Genomic DNA, 20,879 nt, shown 5'->3' with positions numbered 1-20,879 from the left:
GATGCAGTCTGCCACCGGCGCGGACCGTCGGGACCCAGTCGTCGACGTCGAGTCGGACGTCGGCGCCGAGGACTCCGTGGCCGCGGCGTGTCCGCACTGTGGTCGCCCGTTCGCGGAGACGGCGGCCCGCGACCTGCACGTCGGCGAGGTCCACCCGGAGGAGTGCTCGACCGCGGAACGCACGGCCTACGAGGCGGCCCGGGAGGCCGAGCGCGAGGAACTGTTCTACTTCCACCTGCGCGTCGTGGTGGCGCTGGGCGTCCTCTACGCGCTCACCGTCCTGCTGTACATGGTCGTCCTCGGCAGCGACATCCTGTAGCGCTCCCGTCCCCGCCGGTCCGAACTCAGTGATCGCTGGCGGACTCGGGAACCGGCTCTCGCGCGATGGCGGCGGTCAGGCCGCCGACGGCGAGCAGTGCCAGCGCGCCACCCACGGGCACGAGGTAGCCGACGCCGTGGAAGAACTCCCCGGCGAGCAGCGCCGCGATGCCCACGGTCAGCACGCCGACGATGGCGCCGTACACGAGCGGATCACGTCCCATGCTAGCGTGTACGCATCGGCCCGGTAAAACTGTGCGCCAGGGCCGCCAGTCCCGCTCCGGGAGTCACTCGGCCGACTGGTTCACCGCCGTCGCCCCCAGGACGAGGAGCGCCAGCAACAGCGTCGTTCCTACCCCCGCAGCTACGACCATCGGATGGGACGGCGGGAGGCCGACCGACTGCGCCGTCGCGACGGCGACGCCGACGCCCATCGGCACGGCGAACAGCGCTGCCCACCCCAGTCGTTCGCGCGTCGACGGCGACGCCGCGGGCGGCGCGGTCACGTTATCGAGTACGTCGCCGCGACGGTCAACGCCAGTGCTGCCAGCAGCCCCAGTGCGACGAGACCGGTGACCGACCGCGGCTCCCAGCGGAGGTGCTGATAGTAGGCGGCGACCACGACGGCCTTCGCGAACGACAGTGCCACGATGATCCCCAGAGCCGTCCAGTAGGCCATCCCGGCCTGCTCGACGAGCACCTGGACGGTCGCGGAGACGAACAACACGACGTAGATCGCGGTGTACAGTTTGAGCCTGGTCATTGTCACAGGATGTAGAACAGCGGGAACAGGAACAGCCACACGATGTCCACGAAGTGCCAGTAGAGCCCGAAGTGCTCTATCGGCGCGCTGTCACCGAGGTACGCGCCGCGCCACGCCCGCGGGAGCATGTACGCCGCTATCAGCAGTCCCGTGATGACGTGGGCGGCGTGGAGCCCCGTCGTCAGGAAGAACGTGGACGCGCGCACGTTCGAGGACAGCCAGACGCCCTCGTGGAAGAGGTGGTTCCACTCGATGGCCTTGTTGCCGAGGAACCCGAGGCCGAGCACCAGCGTCGTCCCGAGGCTGGCGACCACACCCCAGCGGTGTTCCCGTTCGGCGGCCTCCAGGGCCAGCACGACGGCGAAACTGCTGGTCAACAGGAGGTACGTGTTCACGAGGCCGGGCGTGACGTTGTCCGGAATCGGCTCCCAGGCCACCCAGCCGCTGGAGAACCGGAGGAAGACGTACGCGCCGATGAACGCCCCGAACAGCACCACGTCCGACGCGAGGAAGATCCAGACGCCGGTCTTGACGTTGCCGACGCCGCCGAACGGCCAGCTCTCCCCGAACGGGCCGCTCGGGCCGTGGAACCGCTCGCGCGCCATCGCGACCAGCGTCGCGAGAACCCCGAACAGGCCGACTCCGGTCGACGCCACGTAGACGGTCCCCATCGCCCCGGACGGGAACTGCCCGTTCTGGAAGCCGGAGAGCCCGAACAGCGCGAAGAACGCCGCGACGCCGACGCCGAACGGCCAGATGCTGGCGTGGCTGGGCGCGGGTTCGTGGGTCTCCTCCCGGGTGCGACGGCGCTGGGCCGCGACCTCACCGCCGACAACGTCGGCCGTCCCGGCGCCGTCGGCGACACCGTCGGGCGGCCCGCCGTCGGCGACGCTGTCGGCCGCGCCGGACTCGATGGCGTCCGTCTCCGAGCCCCCGCCGAGGAACTGGAGTCTGCCACCCCCGTAGCTCGGCACCCCGGGGAAGTTCTCAAGCGGCGGCGGCGACGGAACCGCCCACTCGGCCGTCGACCCGTACTTCCAGGGATTGTCGTCTGCTGGCTCGCCGGCGTACGCCGAGACCACCATGTTGTAGAGCATGATGACGAACGACAGGCCGAACACGAACCCGCCGACGGTCGCGAGCTGGTGCCACGGCGTCATCCCGGGCTCGTACGCGAAGCTCCGGCGCGGCGTCTCCCACGCCACGAACATCGGGAAGTACAGCAGGTTGAAGCCGACGAAGAACACGGCGAAGTGGAGCTTCCCGAGGAACTCGTCGTACATCCGGCCGGTCATCTTCGGGTACCAGTAGTAGAGGCCGCCGATGAGCGCGGCGACGCCCGCGACCATCACGTAGTGGAAGTGTGCGACCACCCAGTAGGTGCCGCGGAACTCGTAGTCGAGGACGACGGCGCCCAGGAACACGCCCGTGATGCCGCCGACGATGAACAGCAACAGCCCCCCGAAGGAGAAGAGGAACGGCGTCGTGAATCGGATGCGGCCCTTCACCATCGTGTAGATGAGCGAGAACACCATCAGGTCGAACGGCAGGGAGATGCCGATGGTGGTCACCATGAACAGCGTCTTGATCTCGAGGTTGATGCTCGTGAGGAACATGTGGTGCATCCAGACGACGAAGCTCTGGAGCGCGACCAGCACCATCGCCGCGATGAACCACTTCCGGCCGACGATTCGGCGGCCAGTGAACGTCTGGAACGTCTCCGCCATCACGCCGAGCGCGGGGAAGAAGACGATGTACACCTCGGGGTGGCCGAAGAACCAGAAGAGGTGTGTCCACAGGAGCGCGCCGCTGGCGGCCTCGGCCGCGAAGTAGGTCGTCCCCAGCAGGCGGTCGGCCGAGAGGATGAGCAGGGCCGCCAGCAGCGCCGCGAACGCGAACAGCATCATCCACACGGTCAACAGGATGGTCCACGTGAACAGCGGCAACCGCCAGAGCGTCAGGCCGTCGGCGCGCATCCGGTGGATGGTCGTCAGGAAGTTCACCGACCCGACGGTCACCGACACGACGAACAACAGCAGTGCGAGGATGGCCGAGTTCCCGCCGATGCTGGGGACGAACCGCGGCAGGTTCAGCGGCGCGTACATCGTCCACCCGCCCGCGAACGACCCGCCCTGGAAGAACGACACGCCGAGCAGGATGCCGGAGGCGAGGTAGAGCCAGTAGCTCAGGGCGTTCAGCCGTGGGAACGCGAGGTCCTTCGCACCGATCTGGAGGGGGACGACGTAGTTCGCGAACCCGAACGCGAACGGCGACAGGAACCAGAACACCATCACCAGGCCGTGCACCGAGACGGCCTGGTTGTAGGCGAGCGCGGACAGCGGCCCGGTTCCCGGAGCGCGCGGGGCCCACAGTTGCGTCCGCATCAGCAACGCCAGCACGCCACCCAGGACGAGGAACAGCAGCGACGTGACGAGGTAGAGCATGCCGACGTCCTTGTGGTTGGTCGTGACGAACCACCGCTTCACCGAACTCTTCGGTGGGAACGCGTGGTCGTCGTGCACCGCCTCGCCGGCGACACCACCGTCGACTTCGACGTCTTCTCCGGGCTGTTCACTGTCTCGGCGTCCGTCTCGCTCGTCCCCAGCGTCGGACGCGGCGTCTCCGGGCGGCAGGTCGTCGGGCGGCGTCTCGTGTCCCGTCATCGGTGGTCACACCCCCGCTGCGGACGCGATTGGCGCGCTCGCGTCCGCAGTCGTACCGTTCTCGGCCGTCCCGTTCGACGTGTTCGCGTACCACTCCTCGTAGGCGCCCTGCTCCATCACCTGGACGGTGGCGTCCATGTAGGAGTGGCCGGTGCCACAGAGTTCGTAGCAGTGCGCCTCGTAGGTCCCGGGACTCGACGCCTCGAACCACGTGTCCGTCCGCTCACCCGGTACCGCGTCGGCTTTCGCGCGCAGTTCGGGAACGCCGAAGTTGTGGAACACGTCCGCCGACGTCACCGTCAACCGAACGCGACGGTCCTCCGGAACGCGCAGCGTGCCTCGCTCGGAGTGTCCGTTCGGGTAGACGAACTCCCAGTAGAACTGGTGGGCGACGACGTCCACCTCGAGCGGTTCCTCGTCCGCCGCCGTGTCGGGGCTCTCCACGTACAGCAGCGTGAAGTACGTCCACGAGATGAGCGAGACGACGATGATGGCGCTGAGCGCGAAGGAGACGAACAGCTTCCGGCCACCCCCGCTCCCAGACGGTATCTCACCGACGGTCGGCCGGTCCGCGTCGTCACCGTGTCTCGTCGACGCACGGTACGTGTACGCCTTGTGGAGCATGTAGGCGATGACGACGATGCCCACCAGCGTCCCGAGAACGAGGAACACGACGTAGATCTGCTCGAAGACGTACGAGCGCGTCCCTCGTGGAACGATCGGCGAGAGCACCACCCCCCGGAGTGCCGCGCCAAGGATTGGCATGCTAAGTATGTAATAAATTTTCGTCGCATACACGTAAACATTCGGTCGGAAAACCCGATTCCGGCGCGAGTGACCCCATCAGTACCGTCGTTCCGAGGAGCGAACTGGCTGAATGCGGCCGTCTCGGTCCGACGGCGAGACGCCGGTGACGGCTCGCCGCAGCGTTGCGACTGTCAGTCCGACGCTAGTCGTCTCAGACGAACTGGTGGCGACTACTCCCGCCGCGTCTTCACTGCCGTGCCGGAGACGTTCACCCACAGCATCCCCTCGGCCATCTCCTCGTAGTCGAGGGCGGCGCCGACGACGGCGTCGGCGCCCATCTCGGCGGCTTCCGCCTCGATGTCGGCGATGGCCTCCGTGCGCCCCGTCTCGATCTTCTTCTCGTAGGAGCCACTCCGCCCGCCGACGACGTCCCGGATGCCGGCCGCGATGTCGCTGACGACGTTCGCGCCGATCACCGCCTCCCCGGAGACGATGCCGAGATACTCGGTGACTTCCTCGCCCTCGATGCCGTCCGTCGTCGTCACTGTGACGTCTGCCATACCTCTCGTTGGTCGTCGGGACAGATAAATCGACGCGGAGAGTCGCAGCGCCCGAAGCTGCTCGGGGCGGCACCGGTAGTGGGCTCTCCTCCACCGTCCCGGTCGCGCGGCTGTCGATGCCCCGTCGCTCCAGACGCCGACAGCGACGGTCTCGAGGTCGAACTGGGCGGAGCCGTCGGCGACGCGCTCGACCCGTCACGTCACGAGGTAGTAGGGGTCGCTGTCGAGCCGGTCGTCCAGGAGCGCGTCCACGTCGCTCGCTCGACATCCCTGTACTCTGAGGCCGCAGACCGACTGGTCGACGAGCGCGTCGCCGAGTTCCTCGAGGACGCTCCGGCGGGCGAACCGGCGGTAGTGGTCGTCCACCGGCGCGCGGTGTGCGACGGTGCGCGTCGTGCCGCCGTGCCTGACGACGCCGCGGTGTTCGGCACACGAGACGTACGGCACGTCGTGACGGAGTTCCGCGACGTGGAACGCCGAACACCGGAAGCGGTCGGTGCCGACGTTCAGGTAGAGGACGTCCCGGTCGTGGAGTTCTCGCCAGTAGCCACCGGGGCCGTAACTGCAGTCGGTGCCGTCGGTGTCGAACTCGAAGGCGCCGGTCCAGAGGAGCGAGAACACGGGGTCGTCGGTCCGACCGTCGGCGTCTGCGAGGAACCGTCGCCCGAACGTGCCGACCTCCGGGGGTGCCCGGTCGAGGTCGACGAACCCGGTGTCCCGGAAGGAGAACGTGAACCCCGGCGTGAGGACCGCGTCGAACTGTGCGAGCAGTGCGTCCTGGAGGCGTTCGTAGGGGTCGCCGCCCAGGGCGGCCACCACGTCCGAGAGTCCCGCGTACACCACGGCGACGTCCGCGTCGAACCCGTCCAGGGCGTCCCGGAGCGCGGCCGCCGGGAGCTCCTCGACTGGTGACCGATCCCGCCGCCAGTCCGCGAGGAGGGAGCGGGCGGCGTGGGCGTAGACGTCGTGTCTACGCATCTGCGAGAGCCGACCGGTAGACGCTCTCGAGTTCCCGGGCGGTCCAGTCGCGGTCGAGGCCCGCGACGCACTGCCGGCCGTTCGAGCGTTCGGCCCGGGAGAGCACGTCGACGAGCGCGTCGACCAGCCCCTCGTCGGTCTCCGCGACGGCAGACGGGTCGACGCCCTCGAGTCGCTCGGGGACGTCGCCGACGGGCGTCGAGACGACCGGGAGATTACAGGCGAGCGCCTCCTTGACGGCGTTCGGCGACCCCTCGTGGTCGGAGGTGAGCAGGAGCACGTCGCCGGCGTTCAGGTACGTCGGCATCTCCGCGTGTGGGACGCCCGTGACGGCGTGGAGCACCGGCCTGTCCTCGAGTTCGTCCGCGGCAGCGGCGACGACTCGTCGTGCTCGCGGGAAGTTCTTGACCGTCCGCTCCGGGGCGTAGGGGTAGACGACGTGCACTCGACTGTCGTCCCAGCCGAGGGTGTCCCTGGCCTCCTGGGGGTCGCGCGGGCGGAATCGCTCGGTGTCGACGCCGTGCGGGACGACCCGACAGTCGGCGTCGAGTTCGTCGGCCATTGCCGCGGACATCACGACGGCCTCCGTCGCAGCCCGCGCACAGGCCCGGCTGACCGGGCCGAGCGGTCCGTAGAGGTCGGTCCCCCAGAGCGAGACGACCGTCGGGAGACCCGGTGTCAGCAGCGCCGTCGGCGCGACGACACCCTGGTTCGCGTGCACAACGTCGACGTCGTCGGCCGCCGCTCGGAGCGCGCGGCCGAGGTGGACGAGGTAGTCGAGTGGGGAACGCGCGCGCTCACCGGGGACGTGGCTGCCGGGGACAGCGAGCGTGGTGCAGTCGACACCACGGTCGCGGAGCGCGCACACCTGCCCGCGGAACGCCGTCGACTCCGCGCTGGGGACGAGGTTGAGGACGCGCATCACGGCACTCCTCCCGGGACGGACGGCTCCCCGGACTGCGCTCCGTCCGTCCACGCTTCCAGGGTCGCGACGATATCGCTCGCCGCGCCGGTCGGGGGGTCAGCGTCGTGTCCACGTTCGGCGGTCGCGGCGTCGATCGACGCCGAGACGGACTCCGGGTCCGTCCCCGCGAGGACGTTCTGCCCACGCCGCACTGTCCCCTTCCACTCAGTGGTGTCGCGGAGCGTCACGCACGGCGTCCCGAGGTAGGCAGCCTCCCGCTGGACGCCGCCTGAGTCGGTGGCGACGGCAGACGCGCTCTCGACCAGTTCGAGGAACGCGGCGTACCCGGTCGGTTCGACGAGCGCGACCCGGTCGGCCGCCCAGCCGTAGCGGTCGAACTCGCGGAGCCGGTCGGCAGTCCGGGGGTGCAGCGGGAGGACCACCGGGAGGCGGGCGTTCGCGAGCCCCCCGAACACGTCCCGGAGTGTCGACTCGTCGTCCGTCGTGGCGGCGCGGTGGACCGTCGCGAGCACGTACTCGTCGGGAACGTCCGGGAGTGCCGCCGGGGTGACGTCGCGGGCCATCGCGACGGCGTCGGCGCGGACGTCGCCGACCTCGTGGACGCCCCGGGTCACGCCCTCGTCCGCGAGCGTGGTGCGCGCGCCGCGGGTCGGGGCGAACCGGAGGTCGGCGACGTGGTCGACGAGGACGCGGGTCCGCTCTTCGGTCATCGACCAGTCGCCGCTCCGGAGGCCGGCCTCGACGTGTACGAGCGGCGTGTTCGTCGTGCTGGCTGCGAGCGCACCCGCCAGCGTCGACGTCGTGTCCCCGTAGACGACGACGGCGTCGTGGGCAGTCGACGCGAGAACCGGGACGAGGCGCGCGACGGCGCCGGCGACCTGTTCGTCGCGAGGGACGGACCCGACACCGAGGTGGTGGTCCGGCGACGGCAGCGACAGCTCCTCGAAGAACACCGTCGAGAGCGCGTCGTCGTGGTGCTGGCCGGTGTGGACGAGCGTCGTCTCGTGGCCGCTCGCCGCGAGTTCGCTGACGACCGGCGTCGCCATCACGAACTCCGGGCGGACGCCGACGACCGAGCAGACGTTCACGCGACCCCCTCCACGACGTCGACGACGAACGACGCGACGTCGATCTTCTCCTCGACGAGCCGCGCTCGCCGCCTCGACAGCGCCTCCTCGGGTGGGTCCCTGACGTACTCGACGGCGCGCTCGATTGCCACGTCCTCGTCCTCGAAGGACTCCAGCAGGCCGTACTCGTCCTCCAGTTCGTGGAAGTTGCTCATGTCGCCGTCGCCCGCGAACGAGTTCGACCGGACCGCCGGCGTCCCGAGGACGGCGGCTTCGGTCGCCATCGTCTGGGAGTCGCCGATGTAGCAGTCCGCGAACGCGACCAGGTCGTGGACGCAGTCGGGCGGCACCGGGAGCGGGTCGGCGTCCACGCCCGTGGGAACGTCGCCCTCGCTGGAGACGTAGACGGTGGCGTACTCGGAGAGTTCGGCGACCAGGCGGCGCTTGCCGGTCGGCGAGAAGCCACCCTGCCCGACGTCGTGGTGGGCCGCCCAGGAGACGAACCGGGCGACGGCGTAGGGCTCGTCGGGGTCGACACCGTGTTCGCGGAGGACGTCGGGGTCCGGCGTGAACCGCTCGGGGTGGAGGTACGCGAGTTCGTGGAACCCGTCGTACCGGCGCTGGTTCGGGACGTCCCGCCGGAACGCCGCGGGCGTACAGACGACGTCGGCGAACGGGTGGGTGACACTGGCGACGACCCGCTCGTGTTCGCTGTCGTCGAAGACGACGGCACTGGCGCCGACCAGGCGGGCAACGTGGACGGCCGCCGGGTCGACCTGACTGACGATCACGTCCGGGTCGAACCGCCGGGCGATCCGCAGCAGTCCGAGTTCGCGCACGACGAGTTCCGCGACTCGCGACAGGGGGCCGGAACCGGCCCGGGACGCCACCTCGTAGGGGACGCCGGCGGCGTCGAGAAGGTCGGTTGTGACGTCCTTCTCGCGTGCCGCGACAGCGACGTCGTGTCCCCGGTCGGCCAGCGTCTCGGCGGGTGCCTCGAACAGGTGGACGAGCGCCGGGTGTGTGACGTCGAAGAGGACTCTCACGGCTCCCGACCCCGTTCGAGCGCACCCCCGCGAACGGCGCTCACTACACCCTCGACGACGCCGAGCAGGTCACCGACGACCGACTTTGCGGCGGCGACACCGGGGTCCGAGAGGGCGCCCAGGCGCTCCCGCCGGAGCCGCCACGCGAGCGTCTCGACGAGCAGCCCGGAGACCCGGGGGACGTAGGTCCGGTAGTCGATGCCGCTCACCTCTGGGCCGTACGCGCTCGGGTGGGGGACGTCCGCGACGAGACAGCCGGCGGCGTGCAGTCTGGCCAGCACCTGGACGCCGTAGCCGTACCCCTCGTAGAGCGACCGGGGGCGTACGTCGGCGAGCGCTTCCCGGGTGATCACCGTGTAGCCGTTCACGGGGTCTGTCAGGTCCCAGTACCCCGTGGACGCGCGAGAGAGGAGCGTCAGGACGGCGTTGCCGAACAGCCGGAACGCCGGCATCTCGTCGCGGTCCTCGCGGCTGCGGAGCCGCGTCCCTTTCACGTAGTCCGCGTCGGTGGTGGTGAGGGCCTCGAGAAACCGGTCGAGTCGGGCCGGGTCCAGCTGGCCGTCCCCGTCGACCGTCGCGACGAGTTCCGCGCCACCCGCGAGCGCGGCGAGGTAGCCGGTCTTGACGGTGCCACCCGCCCCCTCGTTCTCGCCGTGGCGGAGTGCGGTCACTCGCCCCCGGCGGGTTCGCTCGGCGACGCGGTCCTCGAGGGCAGACCAGACTCCGTTCGCGGCGTCGCCCGGATTCCTCGAGATGTCGGCTCCAGTCGCTCGCCCGCGTTCCGGGTCGGCAGCAGCGAGCGCCACCGCACTCGTGTCGTCGTTCGAGGCGTCGTCTACGAGGTAGACGTGGTCGACGAACGCCGGTATCTCGGCGACGACGTCGCCGACGTGCGGGGCTTCGTCGTACGCCGGAACGACCACCGCGACGGTGTGGTCCCGGTACATCAGGGACACCGGTAGACGACGTCGGGTCGCGAGGAGTGGCCGTGGTCGAAGCTACGGGGAACGTCGACGACCACTGGTGGGACGTCGTTCGTGGCCGCCACGTCGTCGAGCGTGAGGTCGTCGAAGGCGCTGTGGCCGACGAGCACCACCACGCCGTCGACGTTCTCGAACGGCCGGGCAGACCGGACGTCGACTGAGAGGGCGCGGTCGGCGTGGGCAGCGTCCACCAGCGGGTCGTAGCCGACGACGTCGATGCCCCGTTTCGCGAGTCGCGCTGCGACGACGTCGCACCTCGTCCCAGAGAGGTCGGCCACGTCTGGCTTGTAGGCGAGCCCGAGGAGCAACACGGTCGCCTCGTCGCCGGACGCGCCACTCCCCCGCAGCGTGGCGTCGGCCTCGGAGCGCTCGCGCTCGCCGACGTCCCGAGCCGGGTTCGTCCGGGTCTCGCGGTCGGCCAGCGCGGCGACGGTCGTCTCAGCGACGCGTTCCGGGACGGCCTCGTTGACTGCTCTCGCCGCCCGAACGAGGGGGGTCGACCCACCCGCGCGTTCCACCCGGTCCGCGAACAGGTGTGGGTCGTCCGGGAGACAGGTTCCGCCGACGAGCCCCGGGTCGAGGCGGGGGACGTTCCACTTCGTCGCCGCGGCGTCGAGGACGTCGTCGACGGCGAGGTCGAGCGCGTCGAGGGCGGCGGCGAGTTCGTTCACGAGCGCGATGGTCACGTCCCGGTAGACGTTCTCGACGCACTTCGCGGCCGCCGCGATTGCCGGGTCTCTGACGACGTGGACCGATTCGAACACACGCTCGTACAGCGCTGCGACGTCCCGGGCGACGGAGCGTTGCTCTGCAGCGACGAGCTTCGTCGGGTTCCGCGCGTCGCCCTCCCGGTTCCCCGGCGAGAGCCGTGCCGGCGAGTAGGCGACCGCGAACTCCTCGCCGGCGGTCATGTTCGCGGTCGCTTCGAGCGTCGGCGTGAAGACGTCCGACGTGCCACCAGGAGGGACGGTCGACTCCAGGATCACGGTTGTGTCCGGCGTGAGCTGCTCGCCGACGGTTTCGGCGGCCGCCCGAACCGTGGGGAGCGACCGCCGCGTCTCGGTGTCGTGGCGCGTCGGGACCGCCACGAACACCACGTCGGCGTCCCGGATACAGGCGGAGTCCGTGGTGAACGAACAGTCACTCTCGGCGACCCGGGCGTCACCCACGGCGCCAGTCGCGTCGACTCCACGGCGGTACTTCGCCACGACCGACTCGTCGACGTCGTAGCCGACCACGTCGACGTCGGCGTCATCGAACGTGACCGCTCGATGGAGCCCGACCGTTCCCACCCCCACGACCGCCGCTCTCACCGAACGCCTGCGGGCCCCTGCCGCAGTCGTCACGGGCGCGCTCGGGTCCCAGCGACTCCCAGACATTACCCCAACCGATAGCGTACCGGTAGTTTGGTAGTCGGCGCGTAACCCGTCCACGTTCGGCTCTATCGGGCGGACCCGCTCACAGATTCGTCGCGCGTGGTCTCGGGGTTCACGTCCGCACGTTCTCGGTCGCAACCACGGTCAAACGGGTGCGCGTCGAGCGGCACAAGCGTCGCCCGTCGGCGCAGCAATTCGAGAAGTGGGCTGGGCGGATTGTGACCCCGAGGAAGATGGTCGGCCTCGCTTCGCTCGGCCGCTGCGACGTCCCGGGTTCGAATCCCCGAACCCATTCACCGTCTTCTCGGGGCGTCGCACACGCTACGCGGTGCTCGCCGGTGTGAGTTTCGTAGAAGTGGGTTGGGGCGGATTTGAACCGCCGGTCTCCTCCATGTCAAGGAGGTGTCATAGCCTGACTAGACCACCAACCCGCGTGGCCTTCGGTGCATCTCACCGTAGTCCGGGGGTATAGTTGAAGGTTTCGAAACAGGGGAACCGAGCGCTGCCGCCCACGACAGCTTTAAGGCGTTGTACAGACTTGTACACCACAACCCGGAATAGAACATCGATGTCCGATATAAACGAGTACACCGAGCGCGTCGCGGACGGCGAGGACCTGAGCCTCGCCGACGCCCGCGACGCCGTCACCCGAATCTTCGAGGACGCAACGGACGCCCAGATCGGCGCGCTGCTCGCGGCGCTCCGCGCGAAGGGCGAGACGGAGACGGAACTCGCGGGGTTCGCACAAGGGATGCGCGACGCCGCGCGCACCATCGACCCCGACCGCGAGCCGCTGGTCGACACCTGCGGCACGGGCGGCGACGACTACGACACCATCAACGTCTCCACCACCTCGACGCTCGTCGTGGGTGGTGCCGGCGTCCCCGTCGCCAAACACGGCAACTACTCCGTCTCCTCCTCCTCGGGCAGTTCAGACGTCCTCGAGACGGTCGGCGTCGACCTCGACGCTGACCCCACGGCGGTCGAGGCGCTCGTCGAGGACCACGGCATCGGCTACATGCACGCGCCGGCGTTCCACCCCGCGATGAAGGCGGTCATCGGCCCGCGCCGGGAACTCGAGATGCGGACCATCTTCAACCTCCTCGGGCCGCTCACCAACCCGGCGGGCGCAGACGCCCAGGTCGTCGGCGTCTACGACCCCGACCTCGTCCCGACGCTCGCTCGCGCGCTCTCGCACATGGACGTCGACCGCGCGCTCGTCGTCCACGGCGACGGCCTCGACGAGTTCGCGCTCCACGGCCCCTCGACCGTCGCGGAGGTCGACGGCGACACCGTCGCGGAGTACACCGTCACGCCCGCCGACTTCGGCCTCGACGAAGCCCCGATAACGGCCGTCTCCGGTGGCTCGCCAGAGGAGAACGCCCGCGACCTCCGCGGCATCGTCTCCGGCGACGTCACCGGCCCGAAACGCGACATCGTACTCGCGAACGCGGGCGCCGCCATCTACGTCGCCGGCGAGGCCGACTCGCTCGAAGCGGGCGCGGAGCGCGCACGCGAGGCGATCGATTCTGGCGACGCCGAGGAGACGCTCAGAACCCTCCAGGGGACCCACGCGGCGACGCAATGACGCGCGTGAAGATCTGCGGGCTGACCTCCGAGACCGACCTGAGAGCGGCCGCCGCGGCCGGCGCCGACGCCGTCGGCGTGATCTCCGATGTCCCGGTGGACACGCCGCGGGAGGTCGCCGTCGAGCGGGCCACGGACCTCGTCGCCGCCGCGCCGCCGTTCGTCACCACGGTGCTCGTGACGATGCCGGCGACGCCCGAGCGCGCGGTCGAACTCGTCGACCGCGTCGACCCGGACGTCGTCCAGTTGCACGGCGACCTGCCGGTCGGCGACGTGGCCTACGTCGCGGCGAAGGCGGACGCAGCCGTGCTGAAGTCGGTCGACGCCGGGGACCCCGGCGCTGGTCGGTACGACGACGTCGTCGACGCGCTGCTCGTCGACTCGGCAGACGCCGGTGGCGGGGGCGGAACCGGCCGCACGCACGACTGGGACGCGACCCGGGAGTTCGCCGCGTCGGTCGACTCGCCAGTCGTGCTCGCGGGCGGACTCACGCCGGAGAACGTCGCCGACGCCGTCGACGCGGCGGAGCCGTACGCGGTGGACGTCGCTTCGGGCGTCGAGGTCGCGGGCGGCAAGAAGGACCACGACGCAGTGCGGGCGTTCGTGGAGAACGCGAACGCTGGCCACGCGGTGGTCGAGTCGTGATGGACACCACGCGCTCGGCGTTCGCGGACCTCGCCGGCGACGGGCCGGCGGTCCTCCGGGTCGCGGCCACCCTCGACACCGACGTGACGCCACTGACGGCCTACGACGCGCTCACCGAGGGACGGTACGGCTTCCTGCTGGAGAGCGCCGAGAAGACCGCGGCCAGCGACCCGGACGGCGCGTTCCGGCCTTCGAGCGCCACAGAGAACCGCCACGCCCGCTACTCGTTCGTCGGCTACGACCCCGCCGCCGTCGTCACCGTGGGGCCCGAGGGAACCGACGTCGAGCGCCTCCGGGACGAGCGCGCGGCTGACCTGCTCGGCGCAGGTGAGGGCGACGTCCTCGACCGCCTGCGTGACGTCCTGCCGAACGTCGAGCGCCGCGGCTTCCCCGACGAGGACCGCCAGTTGCTCGACGGTGGTCTCGTGGGCTTCCTCGCCTACGACGCGGTGTACGACCTCTGGCTGGAGGAGGTGGGTGTCGAGCGCCCCGAGACGCCGCTCCCGGACGCGGAGTTCGTGCTCTCGACGCGGACGCTCGTCTTCGACCGCGCGACGGGCGACGTCTCGCTCGTGTTCACGCCCGTCGTCGGCGCCGACGACGACCCGGAAGCCGTCTACGACACGCTCCGCGCGGAGGCCGAACGCGTGCAGGCAGCGCTCACCGACGCGCCCGACCCCGAGTTCGGTGGCTTCCGCGTCACCGACGAGCGCGCCGGTCCACGCGAGGAGTACGAGGCTGCCGTCTCGAAGGCCAAGGAGGCAGTGTTCGACGGCGAGGTGTACCAGGCGGTCGTCTCGCGCACGCGTGAACTCGACGGTGACGTCGACCCGCGGGGCCTCTACGCGGCACTCCGCGACGTGAACCCCTCGCCGTACATGTTCCTGCTCTCCCACGACGATCGCACCGTCGTCGGGGCGAGCCCAGAGACGCTGGTCGCCGTGCACGACGACACCGTGGTGAACAACCCCATCGCGGGCACCTGCCCCCGGGGCGCCAGCCCCGTCGAGGACCGCCGCCTCGCGGGCGAGATGCTCGCCGACGAGAAGGAGCGCGCCGAACACGCGATGCTCGTGGACCTCGCGCGCAACGACGTGCGTCGCGTCAGCGAACCCGGGAGCGTCCGCGTCCCCGAGTTCATGCGCGTCCTGAAGTACAGCCACGTCCAGCACATCGAGTCCACCGTCACCGGGACGCTCGCAGACGACGCCGACTGCTTCGACGCCACCCGTGCGTCGTTCCCCGCGGGCACGCTGTCGGGAGCGCCGAAGGTCCGCGCGATGGAGCACATCGACGCCCTCGAAGCCTCCCCGCGGGGCATCTACGGCGGCGGCGTCGGCTACTTCTCGTGGACCGGCGACGCGGAGTTCGCCATCGCCATCCGGTCGGCGACGATAGAGATGGGTGTCGACGGGAGCGAGGACACCCTACGCGTGCGTGCGGGCGCGGGCGTTGTCGCTGACAGCGACCCGAGCGCGGAGTTCGACGAGACGGAGGCGAAGATGGACGGCGTGCTCGCCGCCGTCGAGCGCATCCGCGAGCGCGAACCGGAACCGGAGGTCCAGCCGTGAGAGTGCTCTTCGTCGACAACTTCGACTCGTTCACGTACAACCTCGTGGAGTACGTCTCCGAGCAGCGCGTCGACGGCGAACGCCCGGAGACGCCGGTGCTGAAGAACACCGCGAGTCTCGAGGACGTGCGAGAGGTCGACCCGGACGCCATCGTCGTCAGCCCCGGACCCGGCCACCCGAAGAACGACCGCGACGTCGGCGTCACCCGGGAGGTTCTGCGGGCGGTGAGCCCGGACGTGCCGACGCTCGGCGTCTGTCTCGGCATGGAGGCCGCGGTGTACGAGTTCGGCGGCGAGGTGGGCCGCGCGCCCGCCCCGATTCACGGCAAGACCAGCCCCGTCGTCCACGACGACCGGGGCGTGTTCGCGGGCGTCGACCAGGAGTTCCCCGCGGCCCGCTACCACTCGCTGGCGTGCACCGCGGTCCCGGACTGCTTCGAGGTGTCGGCCACCGTCGCGGACGGCGACCTCCCGATGGGCGTGCGCCACCGCGAGCACCCGATCGAGTGCGTACAGTTCCACCCTGAGAGCGTCCTGACCGGGGCCGGTCACGACCTGGTCCGGAACTTCCTCGCGGGCGTCTGAACCCCGGTTCTCACCCTTCGAATCGACGTCGTCGTCGCTGGCTGCGCTACCCCGAACAGCCGCCGGTTCGCGCGGTGCCGAACCCCCCTTTTGTTCCACTGGAGGACGAAACTGAAATCCCCGTGCTGTCTCCGACTTTTGTCGCCAGATGGTTACCACTTTCACCGTGCTTTGGATGGGCTTATGACCCAGCCATCCATACGCTTGAGGCACGCAGATTCGGGCGGGTTGACGGCGGGTGTCGCGGGGGTGGAGAAACACAACTACTAACCGCTCCGCGCGGTACCATTCGTCGTCAACTGCGACCCGGTGTTCGACCAATCCATGATACTCCAACCAACCACGCAACGCACCGTACCGGGGAGGGACAGCCGATGAGCTCTCGGGACCTCTCCGCGGACGATCTCACCCTGCCCGTCAAGCGCGTCGACGGCGACACGCTCGCCGACCGGATGACCGACAACGCCTACGAGAACATCCTGCCGGCTCGCTACCTCCGCAAGGACTCCAACGGCGACCTCGTCGAGAGCCAGGAGGACCTCTTCGAGCGCGTCGCGAAGAACATCGCGCTCGCGGAGGTCGTCTACGAGACCGACGAGCCGGTCACCGTCACGCCCGACCAGCTCAAGCCCGACCACCCGCGCCGCGACGAACTCGCCGAGGAGGTCTTCGGCGAGGGCGTCACGCCGGCGGACACCGACGAGACGGTCGAACTCACCGAGGAGAACGTCAACAAGTTCGCCTACGACACCGTCGTCCCCGAACTCGAGGACGACGCGGCGCGAGCGCACGTCAAGAGCGTCCGCGGCGAGTTCCAGGAACTGATGGAGCGGCTGGCGTTCATGCCGAACTCGCCGACGCTGATGAACGCCGGCGACGAACTCCAGCAGCTCTCGGCGTGTTTCGTCGATTCGCCGGGCGACGACCTCACGGACATCCACCAGACCGCCAAGGAGGCCGCCGAAGTGTTCCAGTCCGGCGGCGGCATGGGGTACGCGTTCTGGCAGCTCCGCCCGTACGGCGACTCCGTCGGCTCCACGGGCGGCATCGCCTCCGGGCCGCTGACGTTCATGGAGACGTTCGACCAGATGTGCGAGACCATCGCGCAGGGCGGCGCGCGCCGCGGCGCACAGATGGCCGTGATGCGTGTCTCCCACCCGGACGTCGTGGAGTTCATCCACGCGAAGAACAAGGACGTGAGCCTCGCGCACACGCTGCGCCTCAACGACCCCGACGACTACACGTACACCACGTTCTCCGAGGCGCTCGAGGAGGCCCGCGACCTCATCGACGAGGACGGGAAGGTCCCGAAGCACCTCCGGAACGCCGTCGAGGGCCACCTCTCTAACTTCAACATCTCCGTCGGCGTCACCGACGGCTTCATGGAGGCCCTCCAGAACGGCGAGGAGTACACGTTCACGAACCCGCGCACGGGCGAACCGCACGTCGCCACCGCGGAGACCAAGGAGATGTACTCCCGCTACGGGCTCGGCCACTACGTCGAACCCGGCGAGGAGCTCACCATCCCCGCCCACGAGCTCTGGGACCGCATCGTCGAGGGCGCCCACGAGAACGGGGAACCCGGCGTCATCTACCTCGAACGCGTCAACAAACAGCACTCCTTCGACGTCGAGGAGCACCCCGAGCACCGCATCCTCGCGACGAACCCGTGTGGCGAGCAGCCCCTCGAGGAGTACGAGGCGTGCAACCTCGGCCACATCAACCTCTCGACGCTCGCCGCTCAGAACGCGCCGGACTGGCGCGTCTGGAGCGAGAACAACGAGTTCGACTCCCTCGAGGAGGGCGTCGAGCGCTTCCTCGCGGAGGCCGTCGACACAGAGGAGTTCGACCACCGCATCGAGATGGGGACGCGCTTCCTGGAGAACGTCGTCACCATGTCGGACTTCCCGGTCGAGAAGATCGAGGAGAAGGTTGCCGAGATGCGCAAGATCGGGCTCGGCGTCATGGGCCTCGCACAGCTGTACATCCAGCTCGGCGTGAAGTACGGCAGCGAGGAGGGTAACGAGATCGCCCGCCAGCTGATGACGCGCATCGACCACGGGTCGAAGGCCGCGAGCCACGAACTCGCGGGCGAGCGCGGCAGCTTCGACGAGTGGGGCAAGTCCAAGTACGCGAACCCGACGGAGTACGCGGAGTGGTTCGAACACCACACCGGCGAGGACGCCGACGACTGGGCCGACGGCTACCCCATCCGCAACCACAACACGACCACCATCGCGCCGACCGGCACCACGTCGATGGTCGGCAACACCACGGGCGGCTGTGAGCCCATCTACAACGTCGCCTACTACAAGAACGTCAGCGACGACGTGCAGGGCGACGAGATGCTCGTCGAGTTCGACGACTACTTCCTCCGCACGCTGGTCGACAACGACATCGACGTCGACGCCGTGAAGGCGGAGGCCCAGGAGCAGATGGCCGAAAACGTCTTCGACGGCGTCGAGGGCCTGGAGACGGTCCCGGACGCCATCGGCGAACTGTTCGTCGTCACCGCCGACCTCTCCGGGAAGGAGCACGCCGCGGTCCAGACCGCGTGCCAGGCGGGCGTCGACTCCGCCATCTCGAAGACCTGCAACTTCCCGAACGACGCCTCCGTCGAGGACATGGACGAGGTGTACCGCTACATCTACGAGAACGGCGGGAAGGGCGTCACCGTCTACCGCGACGGCACCCGCAGCAAGCAGGTGCTCACCACGCGCGCCGACAACGCCGACTTCTCCGGGATGGACGAGGACGAAGCTGCGGAGGCGATGGTCGAGCAGATCGAGGAGACGTTCGGCGGCATCGAGGGCTTCCTCGAGTCCGAGGAGGTCCAGGCCGAGTTCGGCGACGACCTCCGGGACCTCTTCGCCGGCGACGAGGAAGCCCTCGAGGGCGAGTTCGCCGAGAAGCAGTCCCGCCCCGACCTCCTCCACGGCGTCACCCAGCGCATCGACACCGGCTACGGGAAGCTATACGTCACCATCAACGAGGACCCCGAGCGCGAGCGGCCGTTCGAGCTGTTCGCGAACACCGGGAACTCCGGTGGCTTCACGGGTTCGTTCACGGAGGCGCTGGCGAAGACCATCTCCGTCGCGCTCCGCTCGGGCGTCGACCCCGAGGAGATCGCCGACAAACTGCAGGGCATCCGCAGCCCGAAGGTCGCCTGGGACAAGGGCGAGCAGGTCAACTCCATCCCGGACGCCTTCGGCACCGCGCTCCGTCGCTACCTCGACGGCGACGTCGACCGCGCGGCCTACCCCCAGCAGCAACACCTCTCCGAACTCACCGGGGAGACCGAGAGTCCGCCGGAGACCGACGGCGGCCCGACCGACACCACGCTTGGCGGACCGCAGGGTCCCGGCGGCGCCAGCAAGGACGCCGCACAGGACACCGAGGACGCGACCCAGTCGCTCATCGAGGCGGGCGAGAGCCCCGAGTGCCCGGACTGCGGGTCGATGAGCCTCTACTTCAGCGAAGGCTGCAAGACCTGCGAGTCCTGCGGCTGGAGCGAGTGCTAGCTACACGCGCTCGCTGACCCATCCACTCGCGCCGTCCGGTTTCGCCGCCGAGCGCTCGCGTGGCTGTACAGTTCCGTCCGATTCAACCGTTCGAACGACGACCTCTCGTTCTCCGCTGGCCGTGAACTTGTAGCGCCACTGCCGCCACGCGTCCCGCGCCATCTCCCGTAACTGCGAGCCGTGCTCGCCGTGGGCGCCCGGGAGTCGCGGGCTGAGTTCCGCCTCGCGCCACGTCTCGCCGCCGTCCGGGGACACCTCGACTCGGCTCACGCCCCGCGTGCCGGCGTACGCGTGGCCGCCGACGGTGACGCGGTCGCCGTCCCGCTCGGCGTGGTGGAGTTTCGCGACGGTGTTCACCGGGCCGGTGCCGTGCCAGCCCCGTTCCTCCCAGTAGCCCGTCGCGGGTTCGTCGCGGAGTTCGATTTCGTCGAGCCACTTCACGTTGATCTCGCCCCAGTGGCCCGGGACGAGTAGGCGGACCGGCGCGCCGTGCGCTCGCGGCAGCGGCTTGCCGTTCATGCGGAACGCCAGCAGACCGTCGCGGAGCGCGGCCTGCGGAAACTCCTGGTGGTAGTCGTCGGCCGCCCGCGTCACCACACAGCAGTTGGTCGGGGCGTCCAGTTTCGAGAGCAGCGCACGCACCGGGATGCCGGTCCACAGCGCGGTGTCCATCTTCCGGCCGTTCAGCGCGTCGCCGACGCAGCGCAGTGTGACGAACCGGTGTTCGACGTCGAACTCGCGGAGCGCGTCGAAGTCGTACTCGGTGTCGATTCTCGACCCGGTCACGGACAGCGTCCAGTCCTCGGTCCGGACGCGCGGGTTCACGACGTTGACGTCCACCTCGTAGAACGACCGGCTGACCAGCGGTTCGACGTCCGGCACGGCGAGACTCCGGGCGTCGGCGCCCTCCAGCAGGTCGACCGCGACCGGGTCGCGCACGACGGAGTCGGCGCTGTACGTCCGCTCGCTCGCCAGCAGGGAGCCGACGCCCGCGCTCGCCGCCACACCCGCGGCCGCCCGGAGGACGCGGCGCCGCGGTGCGCCCGGCGCCGACCCGGAGACCGGCACGGCGAACGCCGTGAGAACGAGACCGACCGCGAGTCCCGTGACGATGCCGACTTCCCACGTCGGCGCGAGTAGCCAGCCGAGTAGTCCCGCGGCGACGGCGCCGACCGGGATGGCGACCCACTCACGACCGACCGTGTCCCCTGCCGCCCAGCCGATTGCGCCCGCCGCTCCGAACAGCCCCGCGGCGGCGACGAGGCTCGCGGCGAGAACGAGCGTCTGTGCCGTCGAGCCGAGTTGCGTGATGGCGAACCCGACGAGCGAGTCCGGGGAGAACCGGACGACGATGCGCGTCAGCGGCGCGACGACGAACTCCCGCGTGAACCCTGCGTAGGCGTACGAAGCCGCGACTGCGGCGACTCCAGCGGGGACGGCTCGTTCGACACCAGGCAACCACCGCATACGTGGACGTTGGCGTCGAACCCCATAGAACTCGGTGTCGAGAGACACGCCTTTACTCGTCGACTCCAGAGCCACTGG

Annotated in this window: 19 protein-coding genes and 1 tRNA gene; 6 read left to right on the top strand and 14 right to left on the bottom strand. The window is 69.7% G+C overall.

What is annotated here, in order from left to right; genetic code table 11:
* Position 1: 1 nt before the first annotated feature.
* Positions 2 to 319, top strand: coding sequence for a DUF7410 domain-containing protein (locus tag LT965_RS03125; protein ID WP_232702558.1), 318 nt, complete (start codon positions 2 to 4; stop codon positions 317 to 319).
* 25 nt (positions 320 to 344) lie between these two features.
* On the opposite strand, the gene LT965_RS03120 is transcribed toward LT965_RS03125, so the two are convergent.
* From LT965_RS03120 to LT965_RS03060, 13 genes are all read right to left on the bottom strand, one after another.
* Positions 345 to 542, bottom strand: coding sequence for a hypothetical protein (locus tag LT965_RS03120; RefSeq protein WP_232702557.1), 198 nt, complete (start codon positions 540 to 542; stop codon positions 345 to 347).
* A gap of 63 nt (positions 543 to 605) precedes the next feature.
* On the bottom strand, positions 606 to 824 hold the full coding sequence (locus LT965_RS03115; protein WP_232702556.1) for a hypothetical protein: 219 nt from the start codon (positions 822 to 824) through the stop codon (positions 606 to 608).
* Positions 821 to 1,081 (bottom strand): cytochrome C oxidase subunit IV family protein, encoded by a 261-nt coding sequence (locus LT965_RS03110; protein ID WP_232702555.1) that lies wholly within the window; start codon positions 1,079 to 1,081, stop codon positions 821 to 823. Before LT965_RS03110 ends, LT965_RS03115 begins: the two co-directional genes overlap by 4 nt.
* 2 nt (positions 1,082 to 1,083) lie before the next feature.
* The gene (locus LT965_RS03105) at positions 1,084 to 3,744 is read right to left on the bottom strand and encodes a cbb3-type cytochrome c oxidase subunit I (protein WP_232702554.1); all 2,661 of its coding nucleotides are present in this window, start codon (positions 3,742 to 3,744) and stop codon (positions 1,084 to 1,086) included.
* 6 nt (positions 3,745 to 3,750) lie between these two features.
* On the bottom strand, positions 3,751 to 4,509 hold the full coding sequence (gene coxB / locus LT965_RS03100) for a cytochrome c oxidase subunit II (protein ID WP_232702553.1): 759 nt from the start codon (positions 4,507 to 4,509) through the stop codon (positions 3,751 to 3,753).
* Between the two features lie 212 nt (positions 4,510 to 4,721).
* Positions 4,722 to 5,051 (bottom strand): YbjQ family protein, encoded by a 330-nt coding sequence (locus LT965_RS03095; protein ID WP_232702552.1) that lies wholly within the window; start codon positions 5,049 to 5,051, stop codon positions 4,722 to 4,724.
* 195 nt (positions 5,052 to 5,246) lie between these two features.
* Entirely contained in the window at positions 5,247 to 6,029 is a 783-nt protein-coding gene (locus LT965_RS03090) for an AAC(3) family N-acetyltransferase (RefSeq protein ID WP_232702551.1), read from the bottom strand.
* Positions 6,022 to 6,951, bottom strand: coding sequence for a glycosyltransferase family 4 protein (locus tag LT965_RS03085; protein WP_232702550.1), 930 nt, complete (start codon positions 6,949 to 6,951; stop codon positions 6,022 to 6,024). The genes LT965_RS03090 and LT965_RS03085 overlap by 8 nt, the downstream gene beginning before the upstream one ends.
* The gene (gene wecB, locus LT965_RS03080; RefSeq protein WP_232702549.1) at positions 6,951 to 8,042 is read right to left on the bottom strand and encodes a non-hydrolyzing UDP-N-acetylglucosamine 2-epimerase; all 1,092 of its coding nucleotides are present in this window, start codon (positions 8,040 to 8,042) and stop codon (positions 6,951 to 6,953) included. The genes LT965_RS03085 and wecB overlap by 1 nt, the downstream gene beginning before the upstream one ends.
* Positions 8,039 to 9,067 (bottom strand): DUF354 domain-containing protein, encoded by a 1,029-nt coding sequence (locus LT965_RS03075; protein WP_232702548.1) that lies wholly within the window; start codon positions 9,065 to 9,067, stop codon positions 8,039 to 8,041. Before LT965_RS03075 ends, wecB begins: the two co-directional genes overlap by 4 nt.
* On the bottom strand, positions 9,064 to 10,014 hold the full coding sequence (locus LT965_RS03070; RefSeq protein ID WP_232702547.1) for a glycosyltransferase family 2 protein: 951 nt from the start codon (positions 10,012 to 10,014) through the stop codon (positions 9,064 to 9,066). Before LT965_RS03070 ends, LT965_RS03075 begins: the two co-directional genes overlap by 4 nt.
* Positions 10,014 to 11,429: a nucleotide sugar dehydrogenase gene (locus LT965_RS03065; protein WP_232702546.1), complete on the bottom strand. Its 1,416-nt coding sequence runs from the start codon at positions 11,427 to 11,429 to the stop codon at positions 10,014 to 10,016. Before LT965_RS03065 ends, LT965_RS03070 begins: the two co-directional genes overlap by 1 nt.
* 353 nt (positions 11,430 to 11,782) lie before the next feature.
* A tRNA-Val gene (locus LT965_RS03060) sits at positions 11,783 to 11,857 on the bottom strand.
* A gap of 146 nt (positions 11,858 to 12,003) precedes the next feature.
* Here LT965_RS03060 and trpD point away from each other — a divergent pair.
* The 5 genes from trpD (at position 12,004) to LT965_RS03035 (ending at position 19,334) form a co-directional block, all read left to right on the top strand.
* Positions 12,004 to 13,014: an anthranilate phosphoribosyltransferase gene (gene trpD / locus LT965_RS03055; protein WP_232703608.1), complete on the top strand. Its 1,011-nt coding sequence runs from the start codon at positions 12,004 to 12,006 to the stop codon at positions 13,012 to 13,014.
* Positions 13,011 to 13,658, top strand: a complete 648-nt coding sequence (locus tag LT965_RS03050; protein ID WP_232702545.1) for a phosphoribosylanthranilate isomerase — start codon at positions 13,011 to 13,013, stop codon at positions 13,656 to 13,658. Before trpD ends, LT965_RS03050 begins: the two co-directional genes overlap by 4 nt.
* Positions 13,658 to 15,229, top strand: coding sequence for an anthranilate synthase component I (gene trpE, locus LT965_RS03045; protein ID WP_432419304.1), 1,572 nt, complete (start codon positions 13,658 to 13,660; stop codon positions 15,227 to 15,229). The genes LT965_RS03050 and trpE overlap by 1 nt, the downstream gene beginning before the upstream one ends.
* A complete protein-coding gene (gene trpG, locus LT965_RS03040; protein ID WP_232702543.1) occupies positions 15,226 to 15,813 on the top strand; it encodes an anthranilate synthase component II in 588 nt (195 codons plus the stop codon). Before trpE ends, trpG begins: the two co-directional genes overlap by 4 nt.
* 374 nt (positions 15,814 to 16,187) lie before the next feature.
* Positions 16,188 to 19,334 carry an adenosylcobalamin-dependent ribonucleoside-diphosphate reductase gene (locus tag LT965_RS03035; RefSeq protein ID WP_232702542.1) on the top strand — a complete coding sequence of 1,049 codons (3,147 nt, stop codon included), beginning with the start codon at positions 16,188 to 16,190 and terminating at the stop codon, positions 19,332 to 19,334.
* On the opposite strand, the gene LT965_RS03030 is transcribed toward LT965_RS03035, so the two are convergent.
* Entirely contained in the window at positions 19,335 to 20,801 is a 1,467-nt protein-coding gene (locus tag LT965_RS03030; RefSeq protein WP_232702541.1) for a molybdopterin-dependent oxidoreductase, read from the bottom strand. It lies immediately after the preceding gene.
* Between the last annotated feature and the right edge of the window lie 78 nt (positions 20,802 to 20,879).

The sequence above is a fragment of the Halobacterium wangiae genome (genome assembly GCF_021249345.1).
In the GTDB taxonomy this organism is placed as follows: domain Archaea; phylum Halobacteriota; class Halobacteria; order Halobacteriales; family Halobacteriaceae; genus Halobacterium; species Halobacterium wangiae.
Note: the sequence above shows the minus strand (reverse complement) of the source record. Positions and strands in the feature narration are given on the sequence as shown.

Coding starts and splice junctions, on each gene's coding strand:
- coxB (WP_232702553.1), bottom strand. CDS start 4,509: ATGCCAATCCTTGGCGCGGCACTCCGGGGGGTGGTGCTCTCGCCGATC.
- LT965_RS03095 (WP_232702552.1), bottom strand. CDS start 5,051: ATGGCAGACGTCACAGTGACGACGACGGACGGCATCGAGGGCGAGGAA.
- LT965_RS03120 (WP_232702557.1), bottom strand. CDS start 542: ATGGGACGTGATCCGCTCGTGTACGGCGCCATCGTCGGCGTGCTGACC.
- LT965_RS03030 (WP_232702541.1), bottom strand. CDS start 20,801: ATGCGGTGGTTGCCTGGTGTCGAACGAGCCGTCCCCGCTGGAGTCGCC.
- LT965_RS03065 (WP_232702546.1), bottom strand. CDS start 11,429: ATGTCTGGGAGTCGCTGGGACCCGAGCGCGCCCGTGACGACTGCGGCA.
- LT965_RS03090 (WP_232702551.1), bottom strand. CDS start 6,029: ATGCGTAGACACGACGTCTACGCCCACGCCGCCCGCTCCCTCCTCGCG.
- LT965_RS03110 (WP_232702555.1), bottom strand. CDS start 1,081: ATGACCAGGCTCAAACTGTACACCGCGATCTACGTCGTGTTGTTCGTC.
- LT965_RS03125 (WP_232702558.1), top strand. CDS start 2: ATGCAGTCTGCCACCGGCGCGGACCGTCGGGACCCAGTCGTCGACGTC.
- LT965_RS03105 (WP_232702554.1), bottom strand. CDS start 3,744: ATGACGGGACACGAGACGCCGCCCGACGACCTGCCGCCCGGAGACGCC.
- LT965_RS03035 (WP_232702542.1), top strand. CDS start 16,188: ATGAGCTCTCGGGACCTCTCCGCGGACGATCTCACCCTGCCCGTCAAG.
- LT965_RS03070 (WP_232702547.1), bottom strand. CDS start 10,014: ATGTACCGGGACCACACCGTCGCGGTGGTCGTTCCGGCGTACGACGAA.
- trpE (WP_432419304.1), top strand. CDS start 13,658: ATGGACACCACGCGCTCGGCGTTCGCGGACCTCGCCGGCGACGGGCCG.
- LT965_RS03050 (WP_232702545.1), top strand. CDS start 13,011: ATGACGCGCGTGAAGATCTGCGGGCTGACCTCCGAGACCGACCTGAGA.
- LT965_RS03085 (WP_232702550.1), bottom strand. CDS start 6,951: ATGCGCGTCCTCAACCTCGTCCCCAGCGCGGAGTCGACGGCGTTCCGC.